Here is a 24,591-nt window from a genome sequence, read left to right on the forward strand (position 1 = left end):
GAATCATGAACGTCGACGACGATCGCATCCAACGCACCCGTGAGCGGGTGGCCGCGCTGCACGCCGAGCTCGTTCGCAACGGGCTCGTCGTCTGGACCGGCGGCAACGTCTCGGAGCGCGTGCCCGGCGCCGATCTGTTCGTCATCAAGCCCAGCGGCGTCTCGTACGACGACCTCACGCCGCAGAACATGGTGCTGTGCACCCTCGACGGCGTGCCCGTCGCGGGTGCGGCCGGCAGCGACCGGTCGCCGTCGTCGGATGCCGCGGCCCACGCGTACGTGTACCGGCACATGTCGAACGTCGGCGGTGTGGTGCACACGCATTCCCCGTACGCGACGTCGTGGGCGGCCCGGGCCGAGCCCATCCCCTGCGTCCTGACCGCGATGGCCGACGAGTTCGGCGGCGAGATCCCGATCGGCCCGTTCGCGCTGATCGGCGACGACGCCATCGGGCACGGCATCGTCGAGACCCTCACCGGGCACCGCAGCCGTGCCGTCCTCATGCAGAACCACGGCGTGTTCACGATCGGACGCGATGCGCGGGATGCCGTGAAGGCGGCCGTGATGACCGAAGACGTGGCCCGCACCGTGCACCTGGCACGGACGGGCGGTCCGGTCGTGCCGATCCCGCCCGATGCCGTGGACCGCCTGTTCGACCGCTATCAGAACGTGTACGGCCAGAAGCCGGAAGGAGCTCTGCAGTGAGCACGTCCCCCTCGACGATCCTCGACGGCTACGAGGTCTGGTTCCTCACCGGCAGCCAGGAGCTGTACGGACCGGCCACCCTCGCCCGCGTGGCCGAGCAGTCGCAGGCCGTGGCTGCGCAGCTCTGCGCGGCGGTGCCCGTCCGCCTGGTGTGGAAGCCCGTGCTCACCGACGCCGACGCCATCCGCCGGACGATGCTCGCGGCCAACGCCGACGACCGGGTCATCGGCGTCACGGCGTGGATGCACACGTTCAGTCCGGCCAAGATGTGGATCGCCGGGCTGTCGGCGCTGCAGAAGCCGCTGCTGCACCTGCATACGCAGGCCAACGTGCAGCTGCCGTGGAGCGACATCGACTTCGACTTCATGAACCTCAACCAGGCGGCGCACGGCGACCGCGAGTTCGGGTACATCCAGTCGCGGCTGGGGATGCCCCGCAAGACCGTCGTCGGGCACGTCTCGGATCCGGCCGTGGCGGCGAAGGTCGGCGCCTGGATGCGTGCGGCGGCGGGCCTGGCCGTGACCCGGTCGCTGAAGCTCGCGCGCTTCGGCGACAACATGCGGCAGGTCGCCGTCACCGAGGGCGACAAGACGCAGGCCCAACTGGTGTTCGGGGTCGAGGTGAACACGTGGGGCATCAATGAGCTCGCCGACGCGGTCGCGCAGTGCACCGACGCCGAGATCGACGCCCTCGTCGACGAGTACGCCGAGGTGTACGACGTCGACCCGGTGCTGCTGCCGGGCGCAGAGCGGCACGGTGCGCTGCGTGACGGCGCGGCGATCGAGCTCGGCCTGCGCCGGTTCTTGGAAGGAGGCGACTTCGGCGCCTTCACGACCTCGTTCGAGGACCTGGGCGCGCTGCGGCAGCTGCCGGGACTCGGCGTGCAGCGCCTGATGGCCGACGGCTACGGCTTCGGCGCCGAGGGCGACTGGAAGACCGCGGTGCTGCTGCGGGCGATCAACGTCATGGGCGCTGGGTTGCCGGGTGGAGCGTCGCTCATGGAGGACTACACGTACGACCTCACCCCGGGCGACGAGCGCATCCTCGGCGCGCACATGCTCGAGGTGAGCCCGACGCTGACCTCGACGCGCCCGTCGCTCGAGGTGCACCCGCTCGACATCGGCGGCAGGGACGACCCGGTGCGACTCGTGTTCACCGCAGACCCCGGCGCGGGCGTGGTCGTGTCACTGTCGGACGTGCGCGACCGGTTCCGGCTGGTGGCGAACGCCGTCGAGGTGGTCGAGCCCTCGGCGCCCCTGCCGGAGCTGCCGGTCGGCCGGGCGGTGTGGAAGCCGGCGCCCGACTTCACGACGTCGGCCACGGCGTGGCTGCAGGCCGGCGGAGCACACCACACCGTGCTGACCACGGCCGTGGGGATGGACGTGATCGAGGACTTCGCCCGCATGGCACGCACCGAGCTGCTCATCATCGACGAGCAGACGACGGCCCGCAGTTTCACCCGCGAGCTCGACTGGAACGCCGCCTACTACCGGCTCGCGCAGGGCATCTGACGCACACTCGCGGCGTCACTCACACTCGAGGTCGCCGCCCGGAAGGTCGGTCGACTGAATCGGCTGCACGGTCATCGGATCGCCGCTTCTCAGTTGCCGTCTTCGGCGGCGCCGACGAGCATTCCCAGACCGATCCCCAGCATCCACGCGTCCTTGCTGATGGCGGTGCCGGCCTGGCTCGGCCAGATGCTGCCGGGCTTGCGCAGCGCGGGCGTGCGCAGGTACATGCCGACAAGTCCCGACGAGAACCCCGTGAGCACGGCGCCGGCCACCACCGTCGGGACGAACGGCAGCAGCAGCAGCGTTCCGACCGCGATCTCGCCGATCGCGAGCGAGCGCACGAACCGCGCGGGCGGGATGTCTTCGAGCATCGGGTACGCCCCCGCCGCCGCACCGTGCAGGCCGGTGGCCTGTTCGGGGCCCGCCTTCAGTTTCGTGATGCCGGAGTGCAGGATGTACGCCCCGGTGACCAGTCGCGTCGGCACGTCGCGCAGCTTCATGGTGACCTCCTCGCCCGTCGCGTCCGTTCACAGACGACGGTCTGCACGATACGCCTGATGAGGGATGCTGTGGCCCGGCCGCCCCGTTCTACTCGGCCTCGATGAAGCTCTCGTCGGCGCCTCCACCGTAGCGGCGGCGGCTGAGCACGCGCGAGAGCAGGATCGCGACGGCGAGGATCACGCCGTAGAAGATCTGCTGGATGTAGATCTGCGCGCCCAGCAGCTGGAACCCCGAGACGCCGAACGCCAGGAAGTACACCGCGATGCACGTGCCGATCGCGTTGAAGCGGCCCGGCTGGATCGTCGTCAGGCCCAGGAACGCGGCCGCATAGGCCGGCAGCAGCAGGATGTTGCCGTCGCCCGGGCTCGCCGATGCCTGCGTGCCGACGAACAGCAGCCCCGACAGGGCGGCCATCCCGCCGGCGATGATGAAGCCGTAGGAGCGGGCCCGGCTGACCGGAAAGCCGCTGAGGCGGGCGACCTGCCGCGACTGGCCGACGAACAGGGCACGCTGGCCGAACGGCGTGAACGTCAGGACGTACCACATCGCGAGCATCAGGATGATGCCGATGAAGAACTCCCACGGGATGCCGATCAGGTCGTTGTAGAAGACGACCTGCACCAGGTCGCTCGAGACGCCCGTGATGGTCTGCTCGCCCGAGATCCACTCGATGATGCCCGCGAACACCGTGCCGGTGGCCAGCGTCATGATGAACGAGTTGGCGTTGAACCGGATGACGAGGAACGCGTTGAGCGCTCCCCCGACCAGGCCCACGGCAAGGCCGATCAGGCAGCACAGCCAGATGTTCACGCCCGCCTGAGTGTTCAGGACCGCCACGACCATCGACACGAGCCCCGACAGGCTGCCGACCGACAGGTCGATGTCGCCGTTCGTCAGCGGGATCAGCAGGCCGAGCGCGAGGACGAACAGCACCGCCTGCGACCCGAGGACGCTGGAGAAGTTCGCGCCGGTGAGGAAGTTCGGGGTGGCGATGGTGAACGCGACGATCAGCAGCACGAACGCCACCGGCAGCATCAGGCTCTCGAGCAGATTGCCGTAGCGGCCGAGCGGCCCGCCGCGCCTGCCCGCCCTCTGGGCACTGCCTCGCGCACCCGCCGCACCCGAGGTCGTGCCCGTAGCCGTGCCGTTCGCACCGCTCGTGCCGGTCGCGCCCGGTGCCCCCGGCTTCGCATCCAGTCCCATGGATCAGCCTTCCTGTGCTCGTACGCGGGCGCCGGCGGCGTAGACCTCTGCCGTGATCCGGTCGCGGGTGATCGGGTCGTCCCCGGGGGCTGCCCCGGGCGTGGAGCTCAGCTGCGCGGCGATCACGCCGCCCGAGCAGATCAGCACGCGGCTGCAGACGTCGGCGAGCTCGTCGAAGTCGGTGCTGACCCACACGATCGAGATGCCGGTGTCGGCCAGACGCCGCAGCATAGCGCCGAGCTCTGCGCGGGTGCCGACGTCCACGCCCTGGGTCGGCTCGTGCAGGATCAGCACGAGCGGCGGGTCTTCGAGCCACCGCGCCAGCACGACGCGCTGCTGGTTGCCCCCGCTGAGCGACGAGACCAGCGCGCTCGAGCGCGGCGGGCGCACGCCGAACGCGCGGGCCCGCTCGTCGGCGGTGCGCCGCAGCGTGCGCCGGCCGAGCAGCCCGCGGCGGAAGTACTGGTCGTACACGAGCGACATCATGTTCTCGCCGATCGTCAGGGCCGGGGCGATCCCCTGCTGCTTGCGGTCGGCGGGAACCAGCGCCAGCCCCGCCGCGCGTGCCGCCCGCGGGCTGAACCGGGCGAGGTCGTGCACCGCGTCGCCGACCTGCAGCCGGCCCGAGGCCCCGGGCAGCGCGCCGAACAAGGCGTACGGCAGGTCTTCGGCCCCCGAGCCCAGCAGGCCCGCGACGCCGACGATCTCGCCGACACCGACGTCGAACGACACGTCGCGCAGCTGCCCGCCGGCGACCCCGCTCACGCGCAGCCGCTGGGTGGACTCCGCCGTGTCGGTGAGGGATGCCGCGGCCGCGGCATCCACGTCGGAACCCACGACCGACTCGACCGCGCGCGAGGCCGCACGCTCGATGATCGCGGACGCGTGGTGACCCGAGATGAGCTCGACGAGTCGGTCGTCGGGCGTCTCGGCCACGGCGACGTCGCCGATCACCGCGCCGTCGCGCAGGATCACGGCCCGGTCGGCGAGCGCGCGGATCGCGGCCAGGTCATGCGAGACGAACAGCACGGCCGTGCCGCCCGCGGCCACCTGGCGCACGAGGTCGAACAGGAACACCTTCTCGTCCTGCGGCAGGAACACGGTCGGCTCGTCGAGCACGAGCACCCCGTGCGGCGCCTGTGCGCCGTCGCCCGAGCCGGCGCTCGCGCGCTCGCGGAACAGCCGCAGATCCTCGGCCGCCCGCACGATCGCCAGCAGCGCCTGCGCCGCCGGGCGCAGCCCGCCGACGGACGCGCCGGGGTCGAGGTCGACGTGATACCGCTCGAACACCGCCTGCGCCGCTCGGCGCTCGCGGGCCCAGGCGATCGGGCTGAGGATCCCGGTCGCGCCGCCCACCCGGCGCCCGACGTTGAGGTTCTCGACGACACTCAGACCCAGGGCCAGGCCCAGGTCCTGGTAGACGAAGCTCAGCCCGATGTCGCGGTAGTGGTCGTGCGGCACCGGCAGCGGCACGTCGCGCCCCGCGACCCGCAGGCTGCCGCCGGGCTCGGGCGCGTGGAACCCCGACAGGATCTTCACGAGCGTGGACTTGCCCGACCCGTTCTCGCCGAGCAGGGCGAGCACCTCGCCCTGCTCGATCGTGAGGTCGACGCCGGCCAGCGCCGCCTGTGCGCCGAAGCGCTTGGCCAGATTGCGCGCCTGCAGCGCGGGCACGGGCCGGTCGTTCGCGGCGACGTTCATGCTGCCGTTCCTCTGCGGATGGATGCCTCGATCCCGGGCCTTTCGCTCCTTACAGCTGGGGCGCGTTCCAGAGCTTGCGGTAGTCGTTCTGGTAGCTCGTCCCGCCGTAGCCGGCCTCGTTGTAGCCGCCGCTGGAGGTGAGGAAGCCCGACGCGTTGGCGGGCGTCCAGAACCGGTTGGGCACGATCTCGGCCTCGGGCGTGGCCGGAGTCTTGCCGCCGAGCAGCCGGATCGTCTGGTCCATCTCGGCGTAGGCGTCCCACACCACGCTCGGCCCGACATCGGCCTGCAGGATGCCGTCGCCGTTGCCGACCATCGTCTTGACGGTCGAGGCGCTGGTGCCCCACGTGTAGACCTTGACGTCGCTGCGCTTGGCCTGCTGCACGCCGGTGACGGCGAAGGTGGCCATGCCGTCGAACGCGACGAACACCGCGTTGATGTTCTGGTCGGCCAGCAGCGCCGACGACACCTGGTTGGTGGTCTGGCTCGTCCAGTTCTGCACGGGCACGTCGATCGTCTTGTCGACGGTGCACACGCTGGCGCAGTCGGCCTTGACCTCGCTCTGCACCGCCGCGGTGGCCGCGGGACCCTGGATCACCGAACTGCTCGTGACCATCAGGGCATGCAGCGGCTTGCCGTTCAACGCCACGACCGCGGCATCCACGCTCGTCTTCATGCCCTCAGCCGTCTGCACCCCGGTGACCGCGTCGAGACCCTTGTAGTCGTTGGTCTCGTTGTAGTTGCCGTCGATGATCTTGATGCCGGCATTGTGCGCGGCCTGCAGCTGCGGGCCGATCGCGCCCGGGATGATGCCGCAGAACATCGCGAGCACGTCGGCATGCGCGGCGACCGCATTCTTCACGCCCGTGGCCCACTGGTCGGGCGCACCCGCATTGCTGAACGTGATGACGTTCATGCCGAACTGCTGGCCCAGCTGCTTGTAGGTCGCGACCTGGCGGTTGCACGTGTCGATCTCGTTGTTGATCGGGAAGGCGTAGACCGTCTTGCCCTTCACGGCCGACACGTCGACGGACGGACCGGGAGCGACGAACTGCGGCGCCTTCTCGGCGTCGGCGACCGAGGCCTTGAGCCTGGTGATCGTCGCCTGCGAGACGGCCGTGCCGGGGGACCCGCCCGCCTTGGTCGGCGCCGAGCTGCTGCAGCCGGCGAGCGCCAGTCCGCAGGCCAGGGCGGTCGCTCCCACCACCAGGGTCCGCCAGACCGCTCGATCCCGTGGCGAGCGGACTTTCACTGCGTGCATCTGATCCTCCGATCAGTCGACCGATTGCAGGACATACTTCGCGGCACGTGGCGCATCGGTGCGCACGTAGCGGTCAGTCCACCCCGGTCGGGCCTGTTCGGGCGGCCATCGCGGGACAATCCGATCGTCGCGTCCTCGTCAACGCGTGCGTGTGTCAGTGACGGCAGGCTAGGGAATTGCGTCCAGGATTGTCAACAATCGTGCGCACACTCATGGCGAATGCCTCAGAAGCGGATAGCCCGTCCTCAGGCGGCGAGTCGACGCCGTAGCGATACGTGGAGTGATCGATCAGGTCACGTCGATGACCGAGAGGCGAAGCCGCGACGATCCGCAGTGGATGGTGTTGCGCGCGATCTGCCAGGTGCGGTCGCCGAAGACGGGATTGCCAGTGTTCGGGTTCACATCGCATCGAGGGAAGCTGCTCGATGAGACGTCGAGTCGGATGCGATGGCCGGCGGCGAACAGGTTCGCGGTGTCCGGCATCCGAATCGAGATCCGGTAGGAGCGCCCCGGCTCCATCAGCTCGGGAGCCGACGGGTCGTTCCGGTATCGGCAACGGAGCATGCCGTCTGTGATGTTCATCGCGAACCCCTGCGGATAGTCCTCGTTGGGGGGATGGACGTCGACGAGCTTCACTGTGATGTCGGTGTCGGGGGCGCTCGACGAGATCTCCAGTTCGACGATCACCTCACCGGCGACGACAACGTCCTGCTCCAAGGGCGGCGTCATGAAGGCGACGACGTCCTGTCGAGCCGCCAGCGGCAGCGCGACCCCCGAACTCGACGGGCCCTTCTGCCGCGCCACCCGGTCGGCGGACGCGCGCTGGTCGAAGGCGCCGCCTCGCATGAACGGCTCACCGCTCGTGATCCCTCCGCCACAGCTGGGGGCGGGATCCCTCGGGTCGAAGTCGAACGAGATGCTGCCCCGAGCGACCGCGGTCGGCCCGAGCCCTTGATCGACAGTGAGGAAGAGGTCCATCTCGTGCGCCGTCTCGGGCGGCCATTGCGAAGCGGTGGCCCAGCGGCCGCCGTGATCCATGCGGCTGTCGACGCCCTTGCGGCCGGTGCCCCCGCCCATGATGAAGTAGGCAACGGGGGGCAGCGCCGGCCCGTCGCCGTGCAGGGCGCCCTGCAGCCAGTTGTCCTTGAACGACAGGTAGTCGGTATCGAGGCTGCCGTCGAGCGCGGCCGCTGGTCCGAAGTCGACGTCGCCGGCGTAGGTGACGCTGCGCGCGCCGTGCGTCCACGGGCCGAGCACGAGGCGGCTGCGGGGCTGGTCTTCGCGCAGGGTCCGGAAGTTCTCCACCGCAGTCAGCACGTACGGGTCGTACCAGCTCGAGATGCTGAGGATGGGAACGCGCGGGAAGTTCTGGTAGTGGTCACGGGCGCTGAGTCCCGGCGACGTCCAGAAGTCATCGCGGTCCTCGTGCGACCACTGGTCGAAGACGAAGCTCTCGTAATCGGGGTGGCCCGAGAACGGCGATGATCCCCGTCGCCAGGGCATGGCCCGCAGCCAGGCCGCCAACTCCTCCACCGAGGGCACCGAGCCGTCGGCGCCTTCTTGATCCAACAGCCTCCGGTACGCCCACGTCACCTGTTTGAGCTCGAAGGCGCCGCCGAACCGGCCGCCCGCTTCCCAGGCATCCGAGAACCCGCCCGAATCGACGATCATCGCGGCGATGCCCGCAGCGCCCATCGACGCTGCCGCCGTCTGGGTGTGTGCGCTGTACGAGACACCGTACGTGGCGATCCGCCCGTCGCACCACGGCTGTTCGAGGAGCCACGCGGACATGTCGAATCCGTCCGCCGCCTCGCCCACGTACTTGCTGAACGTGCCTTCCGAGTGCCCCCGTCCGCGGCAGTCCTGCCGCACGACGACGTAGCCGCGGCGGGCGAAGTACGTGGCACCCGACTCGGGTGTGACCTGGGTGCCGTCGTCGTGGACACCGTCGGATCGGCGAGTGGCCCGCACGTCGTAGGGCGACCGCTCGAGGAGCACCGTCTTCGTCCCCGATGCATCGAGGTCCGCCACGCCCGACCAGTAGACGTCGGTGGCGAGCCTGACGCCGTCCCTCATCGGAACCATCACGGTCGTCCGATACACGTCCGCAGACACCTGCTCCACCGTGTGCGCTTCTACAAGCGACATCTCGTGCCGTCCTCCCCGGTCGGCCAGGCCGGCCGGCTCGCTGCGGAGCCGGCCGACGATCGGATCAGCCCTGCAGGTTCGGCCAGATCTTGCTGAGGTTCTCGACGGGCTTCTCGTGGAAGTACTGGTCGTAGAGCTTGAGCAGGGTGCCGTCGTCGACGAGCTTGCTCACCTCCGCGTCCCAGGCGTCCACGAGCGCGGTGTTGCCCTTCTGGAAGGCGACGGAGGTCTCGTGGTCCACCGGCTGGGTCGCGGCGATCTTCAGCGCGTCGGGGAACTTCTCGACGTAGTGCGTGGCATCCGGTCCCCCGAGGAACACCGCGTCGACGTTTCGGGAGTTCAGCGCCGAGACCTCGGCATCCTGACTCTCGAACTCCACCGGCGTGACGCCCGCGATCTTCTTGAGGTACCCCGCCTGCACCGAGCCGGTCAGTGCCGCGACGCGCTTTCCGGACAGGTCGCCGATCGAAGCGATGGAGCTGTCTTTCTTCGTCAGGGCGGCCGTCACCGACCAGTACAGGCCCTTCGAGAACGAGATCGCCTTCTTGCGCTCGTCGGTCACGCCCAACCCGTCCGCGACGAGGTCGTACTGCCCCGCGGTGAGGCCCTGGATGCCGGCGGCGCTCGTCGTAAACTTGTACTCGACCTTGAGTCCGAGCTTCTTTGCGACGAGGTTCGTGATGTCGACGATGTAGCCCGAGAGCTTGCCGTCCTGGCTCTGCACCGTGAACGGCGGCTGCGAACCCGAGGTCGAGGTCAGCAGCACGCCCGGGGTGATCAGGTGGTACGGGTCGTCCTTCTTGGCGTCGTCGGCGCTCGCGCCGTTGGAACTGCAGCCGGCGAGCGCGAGCGCGGCGACGACGCTGAGCGCGGCGAGTGCGCGGGTGATCTTCATGGTGGCGTGCCTTTCGTTGAATGGGGTGGGTCGGGATCGGTCGGGTCAGTGAAGTCGGGCAAGCGAAGTCGGGTCAGAGGACCTGCGAGAGAAAGCCCTGCAGGCGCGGCGTGGTCGGATTGCTCAGCAGCTCGCGCGCGCGTCCTTGTTCGGCGATAGCGCCGTTGTCCATGAACACGATGCGGTCGGCGACTTCGCGGGCGAAGTTCATCTCGTGGGTGACGACGGCCATCGTCATGCCCGACTGCGCGAGGTCCCGCATCACGTCGAGAACCCCCTTGACCAGCTCGGGGTCGAGCGCCGAGGTCGCCTCGTCGAACAGCATGACCTGCGGCTCCATGGCCAGGGCGCGGGCGATCGCCACGCGCTGCTGCTGGCCGCCCGAGCAGTCGGCGGGGCGCTTGTCCCGCAGGTCGGCCACACCCAGCCGCTCGAGCTGTTCCATCGCGCGCTGCTTGGCGTCGACCTTCGAGATGCGCTTGACCGCGCGCATCGCCATCGTCACGTTGCCGAGGATCGTCACGTGCGGGAACAGGTTGAAGTGCTGGAAGACCATGCCGACGCTCGAGCGCACCCGGTTGACGTCGACCCTGGGGTCGGTCAGCTCCACGCCGTTGATGTGGATGGAACCAGCCGTGGGCGGCTGCAGCAGGTTGACGCATTTCAGCAGCGTCGATTTGCCCGAGCCGGATGGCCCGATGATGCAGACGACTTCTCTGTGCTGCACGTCGAGGTCGATGCCGCGCAGGATCTCGAGGTGCCCGAAAGTCTTCCTGATGCCGCGCAGTCGGATCGCGGGTTCGCCGGTGGCGACGGATGCCGGGGTCAGGGCGACGGCGGTCATGTCACGCCTCCTCTCCGCCCGCGAGAGCGGGCACGATCTCGGGTTGCGGGGCGGCGATGCGCTTGCCTTCGCGCAGCCGGTGGTCCCACCAGTTGACGAGGTAGGTGAGCGGGACGGTCATCGCGAGGTAGCAGATGCCCGCGGCCACCAGCGCCGATGAGTTGTAGGTGGCGGCCTGCTGCTGGTGCGCGATGAAATAGAGCTCTCGCTCGCCGATGGTCATGCCCAGCAGATAGACGAGCGAGCTCTCTTTGATATCGATGATGAAGCGGTTCGTGAGCGCGGGCAGCACGTTCCGGACGCCCTGGGGGATGACCACCCGGCTCATGGTCTGCAGGTAGCTCATGCCGAGCGAGCGGCCCGCCTGCATCTGTCCGGGGTCGACGGATTGGATGCCGGAGCGGAAGATCTCGGCGCAGTACGCCGCCGAAATCAGCCCGACGGCCAGCACCGCGTACCCGAGCGGCGAGGTGCCGAACGGGCGGATGCCGGCAGCTGGCAGGCCGAGTCCGATGAGGCTGATCGTGAGGATCGCGGGAAGACCTCGGAAGATGTCGACGTAAACCCGCGCGAGCAGCTTGACCAGCGGCATCCGTGCCAGCAGCATCATGGCGAGGACGATGCCGATCACCAGACCCAGCAGAGCTGCGAGCAGGGCGATCAGCAGGGTGTTGCGGACTCCCTCGGTGAGCAGCACTGGGAAGATCGCCAGCATCTCCCGCCAGTCGAAGAAGGTGTGGATAAAGGCATCCATCGTTCATCTCTCCTCGTCGAGCCGTCGCTTTCCGCGACGACGGTGTCACGCACAGTCACGATAAGGAGCGAACCAGACGGAACCGCCGACGGTTGCATCAAGCTGACAACTATTACGCGGTGATCGCGCTCGTCCCGCGGCACCTCGTGGGAGTCTGTCTGGGTGGTTGTTGCACTCACAGTCACCGAGATCGCCGGCGGGGGGCGCGTCGCGGCGGGCACCTCGCCGCTGGCGGAGCTGCTGGCCTGCCTTCACGTCCTTGCCGAGCCCGACCACCACCCCGAGGCACGCGCGTGGCTGGTGTCGATCCGCGAGCAGATCCCGCCGCAGCTGGCTTCGCAATTGCAGCGCTTCGCTCCGCTGTGGGCCAGGTATCGGGCTCGCCTGCTGTATCCGCTGGGACTCGAGCTCGATCGGCCCCTCTCCGACGAGCTGCACACCATCGCGACCGTGGACGACGACACCTTCGTGCCGCTCGTCGCGAACTCCATCCGCGGTCTCACGTTCGCCACAGCGGCGATCCCCGGCACCGGCGCTGCGCTTCTCGATGCGCCCGGGTGGGTGCAGGACTGCGCGCGGCTGTCGTTCGCGCGCGGTGATCTGGCCGTCTCGCTGACCTCCGACCCGAGACGCTTTCGACGCGATCTGCTGAACGTTCTGGAGCAGTGCGCGGGCGCGTTCTTCGACGCCGAATGGAGTCGCGTCGAACCCACGCTCAAAGAGAGCGCTCGCGCCACGCGGGTCAGGCTTGAGAACACCGCGGTTGCCGACGCAGTCGCCGAACTGTCGGACATCGCGTCCATGCGCAGCTCGTCCGACACGGTCTTCTTCGACAAGCTGCAGTCGGCGCGGCGCGAGACCGCGCCGGACGGTCTGGTGCTCGTGCCGTCCGCGCACGCGTGGCCGCATCTGATCCTGAAGCTCGACGTGGGCCTGCCCGTCGTGATCCCCTACCTGGTGCAAGAGGGCAACCGGGGCCGCGACGCCCATTCGACCGCAGAGCTGCGTCGGCGGATTGCCGTCTTCACGGAGCCCGCCCGGTGGGAGCTGAGCCGACACCTGATCGGTGAATCGATCACCACCACCGAGCTGTCGCGACGCACGGGGATGACCAAGTACGCGGTGTCGCGTCACCTGCGGATCATGCGCGAGAACGGACTCATCAGCTCGCAGCGGGACGGGCGGCAGGTGTTCCACCGCATGAGCGCCGCCGTGATCGCGAACATCGGGTACGAGGCGCTGCGCGGGATCATCCAGTAGCGATCACGTGGGTCGAACGAAATGGGTCGACGTCATCGTTCGCCTACGACGGGCGGCTAGCTCTTACACGAATAGAGTGCAGCTAGGCATTCTGGCGCGTGAGTGCCGTCTCGAGTTGCACGCAGACGAACTCGGCAATGGCCTCGGTCATCCAACGGTCTTCGGCTGCACCACTCAGATTGCGACCGCAGCCGCGGCACTGACGGGAATGCTGCAGAAGGGGCGTCTGACGACGATGCGGTGGTTGCGAAGCAGCCAATCCATGGACGATTGCCCGGATGCTGTCCCGGTCACGGCTACAGCGATGTGCGAGCGCCGCTGCCATGCGTTCAGCGAGAGCGTTCACACTGCTGAACACATGTCTCACTCCCGATGGCGCAGTCACTGTCCAACCTGCCGGCCCCGCCACAATGACGAGGCCGGCAGGTAGCGAGTTGAGATAGCGACTGACGACCGTACGCGCATAGCTGCCCGACAGAACGGCAGTCGGCCGATCATCATGCGCCACACCGCACGCTCCGCACATCAGGGCATCACGTCCCCGCTGTTTGGGCCGAGTACCTGCCCGACGTAGAGATTCCCACCCGGATTCGACGCCAGGAGAACAGCCGTCGGCGCAACCTCGTCGACCTGCCCGAACCGGCCGAGCGGCAGTTCCGCTCGTTTAGCCGCCTTCCAGTCCTCGCTGATTCCCTCGACGAGCGGCGTTTCGATCGGTCCCGGCGCGATCGCATTCACCAGCACGCCATTCTTGGATACTTCGAGGGCGAGTGATTTCGTCAGGGCAACGACTCCTGCTTTGGCAGCGGCATAGTGCGCCAGCCCCACACCGCCCTTGATCGCCAGCTGAGAAGCCACATTCACGATCCGCCCATCACGACGTTCGATCATGCCGGCCAGGACTGCGCGGTTCAGCAGAAACACACTGGTCAGATCGATCGCGATCGTCTGGTCCCACGTCGCCTGACTCATCGACGCAACCGGCGACTCAGTGAGAATGCCGTGCGAGGTCACCAAGGTGTCGATGCGTCCGAGACTCCGTGCGGCGTCAGCCACTGCGCGGGTCACATCCGGTTCGTCCGTCGCGTCGAAGACGACGGCGCGGGCAGCACCGATGGCATCGGCCGCCGCTTCCACTGTCGGGTTGCGATCCGCAAGGACCACCTGCGCGCCTTCCTCCACGAACAGCCGGGCGATGCCCAGCCCGATGCCGCTCGCTGCGCCGGTGACGAGTGCCGTGCGTCCTGCTAATGCCCCGTTCAATGCCATGATTCCCCTCTCAGTCCCTCATCGCCACGGTCAGCGCGCCGTCGACGACCAGGGCCTGGCCGCTGACATAGGCTGCTGCATCCGAGCTGAAGAACTCGATGACGGATGCCACTTCCTCCGGAGTGCCGACGCGCCCCCACGGAATGTAGTCACCGGCTCGGCGAAGCCCCTCGGGCCCCAGGGAATTGACGCCATCCATCGACTGCGGTGTCTCGATGAGACCCGGAATGATCGCGTTGGCGCGCACACCGCGCGGACCGCACTCCACCGCGATGCTGCGAATCAGGCCGAGCAGACCGGCCTTGGCTGCGGCATAGTGCGCGTGCTCCTGCCACCCGTAGACGCCTCCCGCGATGGATGAGATGGCGGTGACCGAGCCCCCGGGCCCGAGATGCGGCGCCGCCGCCCGCGCCATCCGCATCACTCCATAGAGGTCCACCTGCAGAACTTCGTCCCACTGTGTATCGCTCATCGATGCGAACTCCGCTCGGCGCAGGATACCGGCACCCGCCACCACGTGGTCGACCCGGCCGAACTCGTCGACGGCACGGCGTACGAAGGCCTCAACAGAATCGGTACTGCTGACGTCGAGATCCACCACGACACCTTCACCGCCGACGGCATGGACGCCGTCCAAGGTGATGCCGGCATCGTGCGGGTCGCCGGGAAATCGCCCGATGACGACGCGGTCACCACGTGCAGCGAGACGCTTCGCGGTCGCACGTCCGATGCCGGATGCGCCGCCGCTGATGATGGAGACGGGTGAGTCAGCCATCATGCGACTCCTTCCGAAGCGGCCTCGACAGCAGCGATGTCGCCCTGCGGCGCGACGGATTTCGCTCCGAGCATGACCAGACCCGAAACGAGCGTGCCCACCGCTCCGACCCAGAAAGCAGCGGTCGAGAACGGTACCGAGGCGGCCGTAAGCGCGGTGAGGATGAATCCGCCGATGATCGCGCCGGGCTGGCTCATCGCGCCGATGAACGTGCTGCCGGTCGCGCGGCAATCGGTATCGAAGCACTCGGCCTGGAAGAACATGATCGCAGCGTACGGACCGAGCAGGAAGAACAGCCCCAGCATGTACGTTACGAGCACGTACGCAGGCTGGCTGGGGCCGAGCAGGAGCGCACCGAAGCAGATACCGCCGAGGATCCAGCCACCGACGATGACGCGTTTACGTCCGAAGCGATCGCCGAGCCAGCCGTGAGTGAGGTATCCGAGGGCAGCGACGATGTTCGAGATCACAACCAGGATGAGCGCATTGGACGCGTCTATCCCCTTGCCGGTCTGCAGCACGGTGGTGCCCAGCACCGAGAAGGTCTGGATCCCGAACCAGTTGACGAGCCACGCCAACGACAGCACGAGTGTGTTGCGCAGGTGCTTGCCGTGGAAGATGCGCTTGAGCGGTGCCGCGGCGTTCTCGTCGAGGCCGAGCGTACGGGCTAGCACGGTCGCACCTCCGACGTCGCCGTCCTTGCGGAGCTTGCGCACTTCCTGCTGCGCCTCGAACTGCGGACTCTCTCGCAGACGGCGGCAGATGAGCGCCACAATGAGTGCGGGGATGGTGGCCAGCAGGAACGCGATACGCCAGCTGTCGACGCCGAAGATGGCGATGATGATCGCGACGAATCCCGCGGCGAGCATGGCGCCGAGCGGCCATCCGGTCTGGACCATCGAATAGACGAAGCCCTGATTGCGCTTGATCTTCTTGTCCTCGGTCTGCGCGTAGAGCTCATTCAGATACGTCGCGTTGATCGACTGCTCTGCCAGGCCGAGGCCGCTGATCGAGCGGATGCCGACGAGATACGCGCCTGACATCGTCGCCGCGGTCGCCGCCGACGAGAGCGCCGTGCCCGTGACCGATATGATCATGCCCTTCCTTCGGCCCAGCCGGTCGACGAGCGGGCCGACGAAGATGACGACGATGAACGTGCCGATGCTCACAAGAGTGGAGATCAGGAGCGCATAGCTCGTGTCCCAGCCGAAGCTCTTGGCGATGTCGGGAAGCAGCGTCCCGAACATGATGAAGTCGTAGACCGCGATGGCCCACGCGAAAAAGGCGATGGAGGTTGCGCGTCGGGTTTCGCGCACTCCGACAGTTCTCAGGCCCGTACCGCCCGGGCTGGAGGTCGTGCTCATGATGACTCCTTTGTGTCATTCGCTCGCTGGTTGGCGGGCGTCGTCGGCGACGCCCGCCCTGGCTCGGGCCGTCTGGCGTGCGACGACCCGAGCCGGATGAGGTCACGCGGTGCGCGGGAACCTCGTCTGAAAGTCCTGGGCGATCTGGTCGAAGGTCGCCCATGTCACGCCGGAGTGGCCATTGATGTGCTCGATCAATCGCTCGAGCATGAGCAGCACCTGCGGACGTCCCGACACGTCGGGATGAACCGTGAATGTGAACACGCCGTAGTCCATCTCTCGATAGACCCAGTCGAACTGGTCGCGCCACATCTCTTCGAGGTGGCGGGGGTTGACGAAGCCGTGGCTGTTGGGGCTCGACTTGATGAACATCATCGGGGGCAGGTCATCGAGGTACCAGCTGGCCGGGATCTCGACGAGGTCCGTCTCGTGGCCGCGTTCCAGCGGTTTCATCCATTCGGCCGCCGGCTTGTCGTAATCGATGTTGGTCCACCTGTCGCCGACCCGCACGTAATACGGGACGAAGTCGCGATGCATGAGCGAGTGGTCGTAGCGAATGCCGCGCTCGATGAGCAGTTCATTCGTCACGGGCGAGAACTCCCACCACGGGGCGACGTAGCCGCTCGGCCGGCGGCCCGAGCGATGCTCGATCAGGTCGATGCAGTAGTCGAGGATGTCGGACTCCTGCTCACGGGTCATCGCGATGGGGTTCTCATGGCTGTAGCCGTGAACGCCGATCTCGAAGCCGGCCTCGACGACGCGGTCGAACTGTTCGGGAAACGTCTCGATAGAGTGGCCCGGCCAGAACCAGGTGGCGGGAAGACTGTTGCGCCGCATGAGCTCAGCGAGCCGCGGAACGCCCACTTCGCCGGCGAAGACGCCGCGCGAGATGTCGCCTGGGGAGTTCTCACCCCCATAGGAGCCGAGCCAGCCCCCGACCGCATCCACATCGATGCCGAACGATACGAAGATCTCTTTCGCCATTGTCTGTTCCTTTCTTCTCGGGTGGTGACCGTCACGAGGACGTGCAGTATTCGCGCAGGAGCGCTGCCGTCTCGGGCGGGTCGTGACGTTCCAGCAGCAGCGCAATCAAGATGCGCGCCTGAGCACAAGAGAGCGTGCCGAGCGGCACCGCGCCGGCAGCGAGGGCGTCGACCCCACCCCCGCCTCCGTAGATGGGGACTACGGGTCCATTCGGCACGCGCGTTCCCAAAGCGACCACGACACCGCTGGCCACGGCATTCTTCACTGCGGACACGAGATCGACGTTGAGGTTGCCGGCTCCGGTTCCGGCGAGCACGATTGCGCGCGCGCCGCCGTCGACGGCACGCCGGAAGGCGGCGGAGCCGGAACCGAGATAGCACGGCACGATCTCCACCGCCGCATTGTCGAATGCGGCGCCCGGCATCGGGAGTGCTTCCGGGCGGAGCGGGCTTGCCACGAGATGCACGTTTCCGTCGACGATGCGCCCTATCGGCCCGCCCTCGCGAGATGTGAACGGATCGTGCGTGAGGGTGTCGGTCTTCTGCAGTCCGCGCGCGGCATAGATCCGACCAGCGAACGCGACCAGAACGCCACGGGCGCGCGAGCGAACGTCCGCGGCGAGCGCGATCGCGTCGCGCAGGTTCGCAGGCCCGTCGCTGTCTGGGCGGTCAGCAGCGAGCTGCGCACCGGTGAAGACAACCGGCCGGGGGTCGGCATGGACCAGGTCGACGAAGAATGCCGTTTCTTCGACCGTGTCCGTGCCGTGCGTGACCACGATGCCGTCCACCTCGGGCCGGGCGAGCTGATCGCGAATGGCATCGGCGAGATGACGGATGTCCGAGAGTGTGAGGTTGAACGAGTTCTTACGCAGGATGTCGAACGCCTCGAGGTTCGCCATCTCTGCCTCATGAGCTGACCCGATCAGAGTGAACGCATCGTCGGTGGCCACGGAGCCGGCAGCGCCGGATCGGGACGAGATCGTCCCACCGGTGCCGAGAACGACGATATGCGCCATTGCAACCTCCCTGGTCGGTGGCCGCTCCAGATCTGTCCAGAAGCGAGCGGCACGTCTTATGATGCACTACACAATCGTTTACGTCAATCGATTAGGGCAATCGATTGTGGAAGAACCTCCCCGAAGACAGGTCGACCTCTCAAGGAGTACGAAACCGGAGCGTGTCTCGGAGACGTCGCGGCCGCAGACGCGTGAAGCGTCGACCCGGATGCGCCTTCCCATACGCTTGGGAGTGAGATCAGGAGGAGTGATGGCAGCACGTCGCCCGATGACCCAACGCATGATTGCGGAGCGGGTCGGCGTCAGCGTCGCGACCGTGTCGCGGGTCCTCAACCAGAGTGAGAAGCAGCCCGAGCGCTGGGCATCGCCTGAGACGATCGCCGCCATCCTCGAAGCGGCGCGGATTGGGGGGTACCGCCGTAATCCGCATGCCACCAGCCTGAGAACCTCGCGTTCCAACCTCATCGGGGTTCTCGTCCCTCGCCTGCAAGACTTCGTTCTCGCGACGATCTATGAGGGGATCGATGAGGCTGCGGCGGAACACGGCGTGTCGACATTCGTCACAAACTCGCTCGACGATCCAGCCCTGCAACACGCACGTACACAGAACATGTTGGACCGACGCGTCGACGGCCTCATCTTCGGTGATGCGCACTTCGGCGACCCGTTTCTCGACGAACTCGCCGATCAGGAGATTCCGTTCGTCCTAACCTCGCGGCGCAGCGGCCGGCATATCGCGGTGACCTGCGACGATCTCGAAGGCGGACGGCTTGTGGCCGAGCATCTGCTCTCACTGGGGCGCCGCGACATCGCCGTCATCGCCGGTCTTCCTTTCGCCTCGACGGGCCTCGAGCGCACCCAGGGTCTGGTCGACGCGCTGAACGACGCCGGTCTTGCCGTGCCTGAGAACCGAATCATCCGCAATGGGTTCGACGCTGTCGCTGGACGTGCTGCAGCCGAGCAGATCTTCGCCGAGCCGCCCTACCCCGATGCGATCTTCGCAACCAACGATTTCGCCGCGATCGGCGCGATGGGTGTTTTGCGCGACAAAGGGCTGACCATCCCGGATGATGTGGCGCTGGTCGGATACAACGACACACCGCTCGCGGAATCGATCACGATCTCATTGACCACAGTGCGTTCACCGATGCACCGTATGGGACGCGTGGCGTTGGAGACTCTGCTCCGGCGAATCGCCGGCGAACCAGTCTCATCGCAGCGGCTGACGCCGGAACTCATCGTTCGCGGCTCGACGGTCGCGGTGTGACGCGAAGCGTTCTCGTCTCAGCCAGCGCTACGCCACGCGTCGAAAGCGCGGACCGCTGTATCCGTCGCGGTCGACGGCGCCCGTGAACAGCTCGAGTGGCCGCACCCAGAAGCTGTAGTCGCCGTAGAGCTGCCGGTAGCAGACGAACTCCTCTTCGGTCTCGGAGTGCCGCGCGACGCTGAAGACCTCGTAGCGATTGCCCTTGAAATGCTCATAGATCCCGGGCTCGACAGCCGGGCCTTCACCCGAGCTGCCACCCTGCGTCATGCTCATTCTCGCGATGCTACCGGCGCATGGCCGCTCAACCGGAATGGCGCTGCGGCCTACCACGCCACGTGCGAGAGCAGCTCCCATATCATGAGACCATGAAGCTCCTCCTCCCCGACACGGTCTCCCTCTCCTTGCAGCTGCCGAACGGGTGGGATGCGTTCATCGTCGACAGCGCAGCGGAGATCCCACAACAGCACTGGGACGCCGACGCCCTGGTCACGTGGGGTCCGTCGGCGCAGCATCTTGATTCGGCCGCAGAGCACCTGCGCACACTGCGACTCGTGCAGTCCTTGTCTTCTGGCGTCGAGGCAATTCTGAGCAGGGGCTTTCGGCCCGAGACGGTGATCGCCAACGGCGCGGGCCTGCATAACCGCACCGTGACCGAGCACGCGCTTGCGCTCCTCCTCGCACTCGTCCGGCGGCTGCCGGCCGCGCTGGAGCATCAGCAGCGCCACGACTGGTCACGTGAACTCGGCGGAATCCACGAACTGCATCCGGTCGACCGGGTCACGACGCTGTTGGACGCCCGCGTCCTGATCTGGGGCTTCGGCAGCATCGCCCAGACGCTCGCGCCCATCCTCAGTGCACTCGGGGCATCCGTGACCGGCGTGGCCCGGCATCCAGGCGAACGCGCCGGAATCCGCGTCATCGAATCTCGTCAGCTGCGAGAGGAGCTGCCTGCCACCGACGTGCTGATCAGCATCCTTCCCGCGACTGCGAGCACCCGCGGCGTGATCGGCGCCGGGGTCTTCGACGCCCTGCCCGCACGGGCGCTTTTCGTCAATGTCGGTCGCGGAGACGTCGTCGACCAGGCCGCCCTGATCTCAGCTCTGCGCGAGGGCGCCATCAGCGGTGCGGCACTGGATGTCACCACCCCCGAGCCCCTGCCGGCGGGCGACCCGCTGTGGGATGCGCCCAACCTCATCATCACTCCGCATGCGGGCGGCGGCCGGCCCGTCGGCGCCGAACGCCTCATCGAACGGAACCTTCGTGCCCTCGGCGGTGACGGTGCGATCGAGAACCGGATCGAACGGCATCCTGATCCCCATTGACACGCGGTACGAACGGGCGGACACTATTTCTTGTGACGTGATAGTCACTCTCTTATTGTGAGAAGGAGTCATCGATGAAGATCAGACGCAAGACCGGACTCACACTGCTCGCACTGACCCTCGCCGTCGTTCCGCTGACGCTCACCGCGTGCACGGCAGACGGCGGGAGTGGTCCCGCAGCGGGGGCAAGCACCTCGAGCACCCTGCAGCAGGTCATCAAGAGAGGCACTCTGCGCGTCGCGGTGCTTCCCGACTTCCCGCCCAGCAGCGTGAAGCAGCCGGACGGCAAGATCGTCGGATACGAGCCCGACATCGCGGCAGCGCTGGCGAAGTCTCTCGGCGTCAAACTCGAGCTCGTCCCCATCGACGGCACGGCGCGGCTCTCCGTCATGCAGTCCAATCGAGCCGACGTCAACATCTCGTCGTACACGGCGACCAACGAGCGCGCCCAGAAGGTCGCGTTCACGATTCCCTACAAGGCGCAGGGCGCGGGCGTGCTCTTCCGCAAGAACAAGCCGATCACGAGCCTCAGCGATCTGGCCGGCAAGTCCGTCGCCGTGGCCAGGGGCAGCACAAACGACACGATCATCACGAACAACTTCCCCAAGGCCAAGCCGGTTCGCTTCGACAACATCGCCGACGCGCTTCAGGCTCTGAAGTCGGGCAAGACGGATGCCGCGATGGAGGAGTCGACGACCGTCAAGGACATCACCGAGAAGAACCCTGATCTGGCGACGTTGAACATTCCGCCGATCGATCCGGACCTCATCTCGATGGGTGTCCTGCCCGACCAGCAGATCTGGCTGAACTATCTGAACAACTTCATCCGCAACCTGATCGCCTCCGGTCAGGACGCCAAGCTGTATCAGAAGTGGTTCCACGAGGATCTGCCGGCGATCATCACCAACCAGCCGTAACCCGCCACGATGAACTTCGCGATCGCCGCCACCTATCTGCCGCAGATGTTGAGCGCGCTCGGGATGAGCGTCCTCATCGCGGTGGTCGGGTTCATCGCGGGATCCATCCTGGGAGTACCGCTCGCGATCGCGAAATCGGGAAGGAACCCGGTCGCCAACTGGGCCAGCAGGATCTACATCGAGATCTTTCGAAACACACCCCTGCTGGTCCAGTTGTATCTGTTCTTCTTCGGGCTCGGGCAGCTCGGCATCAATCTCGATCCGTTCACATCGGCGCTGCTCGGGCTGACGCTGAACAACGCCGCCTACACCGCAGAGATCTTCCGCGCCGGGCTCGAGTCGGTGCCCACCGGTCTGCACGAAGCCGCGGCCGTGCTGGGCCTATCGCGGTGGCAGACGCTCATGCACGTCTCGCTCACGCCCGCATTGCGCAACGTCTTGCCGGCGCTGACCAACCAGTTCATCGTCCTGTTCCTGTTCTCGTCGGTCGCCTCGGTGATCTCGCTGAACGAGCTGACCAACGAGGTGAACCAGCTCGTGTCGCAGACACAACTGACGATCGAGCTGTTCGCCTTCGCGGCCGCCATGTACTACGTGGTGTCGGCGATCCTGGCCGGGGCATCACGGCTGGCCGAGCGAACGCTGTTCCGCTGGTGACCGGGGGGAGTGCGAAGAGATGACAGACGTACTCGGCTTCATGCCCGCTCTGCTCACCGGGTTGGTGCTGACGGTGATCCTGGTGGTGGCGTCGGCGATCATCGGCAGCATCGTCGGGTTGCTGCTCGGCGTCGCCGCGACCTCGCCCTTGCGTGTGGCCCGCTGGATCAGCAACATCTACACGAACGTCATCCGCGGCATCCCGCCGCTGATCATCTTGTTCTTCATGTACTTCGCTCTGCCGCTGGTGCTTCCGGCCTTGACGCTGTCGGCCATCACGACGGGGATCATCGGGCTGTCGATTTACTCGTCCGCGTACGTCGCCGAGATCTTCCGCGGCAGCATCCTCGCGATCCCGCGAGGGCAGTCCGAGGCAGCGGACATCCTGGCGATGAGCTATGTCACCAAGATGCGCCACGTGATCCTGCCGCAGGCGCTGAAGATCGCGACGCCATCGGCGATCGGATTCCTCATCTCGCTGGTGAAGGCGTCGTCGCTCGCCTCGGTGATCGGCGTCACCGAGCTCACCTCGGAGGGCCATATCGTGAGCACGATCAACAACGAACCGCTGACGGTCTTTCTCATCGTCGCCGCGCTCTACTTCGTGATCTCGTACCCGCTCGCGCTGCTCGGCCGCCGCTTGGAAAGGAGGCTCGCATGAAGAACGAGCCGATCGCACCCCGACCGGCGGGCGACGGCACGCCCGCAGTATCGGTTCGCGAGCTGCACAAGTCCTTCAAGTCTGTGGAGGTGCTGAAGGGGATCGACTTCGACGTCCGCCAGAACGAGGTCGTCTGCGTGATCGGTCCGTCGGGTTCGGGCAAGAGCACGCTCTTGCGCTGCCTCAACGGACTGGAGACCTTCGATTCCGGATCCGTGACGGTGCTCGGCCATCACATCGGCTCGTCGCGCACCGATCTGCGTGCGGCACGCGAGCAGATGGGCATGGTGTTCCAGTCTTTCAACGTGTTCCCGCACCTGCGGGTCATCGACAACATCATGCTGGCGCCACGCAAGGTCAAGAAGATCGGCTCGGCTCAGGCGAAGGCCGAGGCCGAGCGTCTGCTGGCCAAGGTCAAACTCGAAGGGCGCGGTGACGCATTCCCCCGTCAGTTGTCGGGAGGTCAGCAGCAGCGGGTAGCGATCGCTCGGGCGCTGGCGATGGACCCCGAGCTCATGCTGTTCGACGAGCCGACATCCGCGCTCGACCCCGAGACCATCGGTGAAGTGCTCGCCGTGATGCGAGATCTGGCGCTCGCGGGCATGACCATGGTGATCGTCACGCACGAGATCGGGTTTGCGCGAGAGGTGTCCGATCGCGTCGTCTTCATGGATGACGGGGTCATCGTCGAGCAGGGCACGCCCGCGCAGGTGCTGGGAAATCCCCAGCACAAACGCACGCAGGCGTTCTTGGATAAAGTGCTTTGAGGCTATGAAGGTATGACTGAACTCACTGCGGAATCGCCCAACGGCCACCGCAATATGCTCGACAAGGCCCTGGACCTGCTCCATGCGGTATCGGTGGATGCCGCGGGCCGGCAGGCCTCGGAGCTCGCAGACGAATGCGGAGTGCCGTTGAGCACGGCCTACCGGCTGCTCACGTCGCTGACGCAACGCGGCTACACCGTACTCGACAAGCGCACGCGCCGATACACGTTGGGGCTCGAGACCTTCGTGCTGGGCCAGACCGTGGCCCAGGCGCGTGGACTCACCGGGGTCGCACGGCCGATTCTCGAGGAGCTGGCCGCTGAGACGGGCGAAGCGACCCTGATGGCGGTGCTCAGCGGCACCCATCAGCTCTATGTCCACTACGTCCGCGGTCCACATTCCGTCAGCGTCACGGGCAGCCCGGGCACGCTCGGCCCGCTGCATTGCACTGCGCAGGGCAAGGTGCTCGTTGCGATGAGCTCTGAGAAGACGCGACGCCACCTCGTCGATACCCTCGATCTGACGGCGTTCACGGCGAAGAGCATCACGGATAGGGCGGAGTTCCGTCGCGAACTGACGAAGGTCGCCCAGCAGGGCTGGGCCATCGCCGACGAAGAGCACGAAGTCGGCATCCGGGCGATAGCCGCGCCCGTGATGCGCGATCCCGTTCCCCTCGCCCGCGCGGCGATCTCGATTGCGGCGCCGGCATTCCGCGCGACGGTCGACACCCTGCAGCGATGGCTGCCGGCGCTTCAGGATGCCGCGCAGCGGATCTCGCTTGTGATGCCCATGGAGTGAGGGTCTAGCCGTG

24 protein-coding genes are annotated in these 24,591 nt (G+C 67.0%); 10 read left to right on the top strand and 14 right to left on the bottom strand.

Translation table 11 applies throughout. From position 1 onward, the window contains the following. Positions 1-5: 5 nt before the first annotated feature. Positions 6-704, top strand: a complete 699-nt coding sequence (locus tag AC3RX0_RS09520; RefSeq protein WP_491506336.1) for an L-ribulose-5-phosphate 4-epimerase — start codon at positions 6-8, stop codon at positions 702-704. Then, positions 701-2,215: an L-arabinose isomerase gene (gene araA, locus AC3RX0_RS09525; RefSeq protein WP_491505738.1), complete on the top strand. Its 1,515-nt coding sequence runs from the start codon at positions 701-703 to the stop codon at positions 2,213-2,215. Before AC3RX0_RS09520 ends, araA begins: the two co-directional genes overlap by 4 nt. Positions 2,216-2,304: 89 nt before the next feature. Here the strand turns inward: araA and AC3RX0_RS09530 are convergent, their stop codons facing one another. The 8 genes from AC3RX0_RS09530 to AC3RX0_RS09565 form a co-directional block, all read right to left on the bottom strand. Beyond that, positions 2,305-2,715: a hypothetical protein gene (locus AC3RX0_RS09530; RefSeq protein WP_491505739.1), complete on the bottom strand. Its 411-nt coding sequence runs from the start codon at positions 2,713-2,715 to the stop codon at positions 2,305-2,307. An 88-nt stretch (positions 2,716-2,803) separates the two neighbouring features. After that, positions 2,804-3,919 (bottom strand): ABC transporter permease, encoded by a 1,116-nt coding sequence (locus tag AC3RX0_RS09535; protein WP_491505740.1) that lies wholly within the window; start codon positions 3,917-3,919, stop codon positions 2,804-2,806. A gap of 3 nt (positions 3,920-3,922) precedes the next feature. Then, entirely contained in the window at positions 3,923-5,620 is a 1,698-nt protein-coding gene (locus AC3RX0_RS09540) for a sugar ABC transporter ATP-binding protein (RefSeq protein ID WP_491505741.1), read from the bottom strand. Between the two features lie 49 nt (positions 5,621-5,669). Next, a complete protein-coding gene (locus tag AC3RX0_RS09545) occupies positions 5,670-6,881 on the bottom strand; it encodes a sugar ABC transporter substrate-binding protein (RefSeq protein ID WP_491505742.1) in 1,212 nt (403 codons plus the stop codon). A 288-nt stretch (positions 6,882-7,169) separates the two neighbouring features. Continuing rightward, complete coding sequence (locus AC3RX0_RS09550) at positions 7,170-9,029, bottom strand: CocE/NonD family hydrolase (RefSeq protein WP_498165946.1); 1,860 nt, start codon at positions 9,027-9,029, stop codon at positions 7,170-7,172. A 64-nt stretch (positions 9,030-9,093) separates the two neighbouring features. Then, positions 9,094-9,924 carry a substrate-binding periplasmic protein gene (locus AC3RX0_RS09555; protein WP_491505744.1) on the bottom strand — a complete coding sequence of 277 codons (831 nt, stop codon included), beginning with the start codon at positions 9,922-9,924 and terminating at the stop codon, positions 9,094-9,096. Between the two features lie 73 nt (positions 9,925-9,997). Further along, a complete protein-coding gene (locus AC3RX0_RS09560; RefSeq protein WP_491505745.1) occupies positions 9,998-10,768 on the bottom strand; it encodes an amino acid ABC transporter ATP-binding protein in 771 nt (256 codons plus the stop codon). 1 nt (position 10,769) lies between these two features. Continuing rightward, positions 10,770-11,522, bottom strand: a complete 753-nt coding sequence (locus AC3RX0_RS09565) for an amino acid ABC transporter permease (protein ID WP_491505746.1) — start codon at positions 11,520-11,522, stop codon at positions 10,770-10,772. A 162-nt stretch (positions 11,523-11,684) separates the two neighbouring features. Here AC3RX0_RS09565 and AC3RX0_RS09570 point away from each other — a divergent pair, with 162 nt between their 5' ends. Further along, positions 11,685-12,782 (top strand): ArsR/SmtB family transcription factor, encoded by a 1,098-nt coding sequence (locus AC3RX0_RS09570; protein ID WP_491505747.1) that lies wholly within the window; start codon positions 11,685-11,687, stop codon positions 12,780-12,782. A gap of 525 nt (positions 12,783-13,307) precedes the next feature. On the opposite strand, the gene AC3RX0_RS09575 is transcribed toward AC3RX0_RS09570, so the two are convergent. The 5 genes from AC3RX0_RS09575 to AC3RX0_RS09595 form a co-directional block, all read right to left on the bottom strand. Beyond that, entirely contained in the window at positions 13,308-14,051 is a 744-nt protein-coding gene (locus AC3RX0_RS09575) for an SDR family NAD(P)-dependent oxidoreductase (RefSeq protein WP_491505748.1), read from the bottom strand. A gap of 10 nt (positions 14,052-14,061) precedes the next feature. After that, positions 14,062-14,829 carry an SDR family NAD(P)-dependent oxidoreductase gene (locus AC3RX0_RS09580; protein WP_491505749.1) on the bottom strand — a complete coding sequence of 256 codons (768 nt, stop codon included), beginning with the start codon at positions 14,827-14,829 and terminating at the stop codon, positions 14,062-14,064. Then, positions 14,826-16,190, bottom strand: coding sequence for an MFS transporter (locus AC3RX0_RS09585; RefSeq protein WP_491505750.1), 1,365 nt, complete (start codon positions 16,188-16,190; stop codon positions 14,826-14,828). Before AC3RX0_RS09585 ends, AC3RX0_RS09580 begins: the two co-directional genes overlap by 4 nt. A 102-nt stretch (positions 16,191-16,292) precedes the next feature. Beyond that, on the bottom strand, positions 16,293-17,174 hold the full coding sequence (locus AC3RX0_RS09590; RefSeq protein ID WP_491505751.1) for a polysaccharide deacetylase family protein: 882 nt from the start codon (positions 17,172-17,174) through the stop codon (positions 16,293-16,295). A gap of 31 nt (positions 17,175-17,205) precedes the next feature. Further along, positions 17,206-18,189 carry an asparaginase gene (locus tag AC3RX0_RS09595; protein ID WP_491505752.1) on the bottom strand — a complete coding sequence of 328 codons (984 nt, stop codon included), beginning with the start codon at positions 18,187-18,189 and terminating at the stop codon, positions 17,206-17,208. Positions 18,190-18,439: 250 nt separating this feature from the next. On the opposite strand from AC3RX0_RS09595, the gene AC3RX0_RS09600 reads away from it, so the two are divergent. Continuing rightward, positions 18,440-19,456: a LacI family DNA-binding transcriptional regulator gene (locus tag AC3RX0_RS09600; RefSeq protein ID WP_491505753.1), complete on the top strand. Its 1,017-nt coding sequence runs from the start codon at positions 18,440-18,442 to the stop codon at positions 19,454-19,456. A gap of 27 nt (positions 19,457-19,483) precedes the next feature. On the opposite strand, the gene AC3RX0_RS09605 is transcribed toward AC3RX0_RS09600, so the two are convergent. Further along, positions 19,484-19,729, bottom strand: coding sequence for a DUF1653 domain-containing protein (locus AC3RX0_RS09605; protein WP_491505754.1), 246 nt, complete (start codon positions 19,727-19,729; stop codon positions 19,484-19,486). 20 nt (positions 19,730-19,749) lie between these two features. Between AC3RX0_RS09605 and AC3RX0_RS09610 the strand changes: the two genes are divergently transcribed. The 6 genes from AC3RX0_RS09610 to AC3RX0_RS09635 all read left to right on the top strand — a co-directional run bounded on the left by AC3RX0_RS09610 (position 19,750) and on the right by AC3RX0_RS09635 (position 24,578). After that, on the top strand, positions 19,750-20,778 hold the full coding sequence (locus AC3RX0_RS09610) for an NAD(P)-dependent oxidoreductase (protein WP_498165948.1): 1,029 nt from the start codon (positions 19,750-19,752) through the stop codon (positions 20,776-20,778). A gap of 74 nt (positions 20,779-20,852) precedes the next feature. Next, on the top strand, positions 20,853-21,695 hold the full coding sequence (locus tag AC3RX0_RS09615; RefSeq protein WP_491505756.1) for a transporter substrate-binding domain-containing protein: 843 nt from the start codon (positions 20,853-20,855) through the stop codon (positions 21,693-21,695). 9 nt (positions 21,696-21,704) lie between these two features. Then, positions 21,705-22,352, top strand: a complete 648-nt coding sequence (locus AC3RX0_RS09620; protein WP_491505757.1) for an amino acid ABC transporter permease — start codon at positions 21,705-21,707, stop codon at positions 22,350-22,352. Positions 22,353-22,371: 19 nt separating this feature from the next. Continuing rightward, positions 22,372-23,013, top strand: a complete 642-nt coding sequence (locus AC3RX0_RS09625) for an amino acid ABC transporter permease (RefSeq protein ID WP_491505758.1) — start codon at positions 22,372-22,374, stop codon at positions 23,011-23,013. Continuing rightward, a complete protein-coding gene (locus AC3RX0_RS09630; RefSeq protein WP_491505759.1) occupies positions 23,010-23,780 on the top strand; it encodes an amino acid ABC transporter ATP-binding protein in 771 nt (256 codons plus the stop codon). The genes AC3RX0_RS09625 and AC3RX0_RS09630 overlap by 4 nt, the downstream gene beginning before the upstream one ends. Before the next feature lie 12 nt (positions 23,781-23,792). Next, positions 23,793-24,578, top strand: a complete 786-nt coding sequence (locus tag AC3RX0_RS09635; protein WP_491505760.1) for an IclR family transcriptional regulator — start codon at positions 23,793-23,795, stop codon at positions 24,576-24,578. The last annotated feature ends 13 nt before the right edge of the window (positions 24,579-24,591 follow it).

The sequence above is a fragment of the Microbacterium sp. W1-4-2 genome, assembly GCF_058349885.2.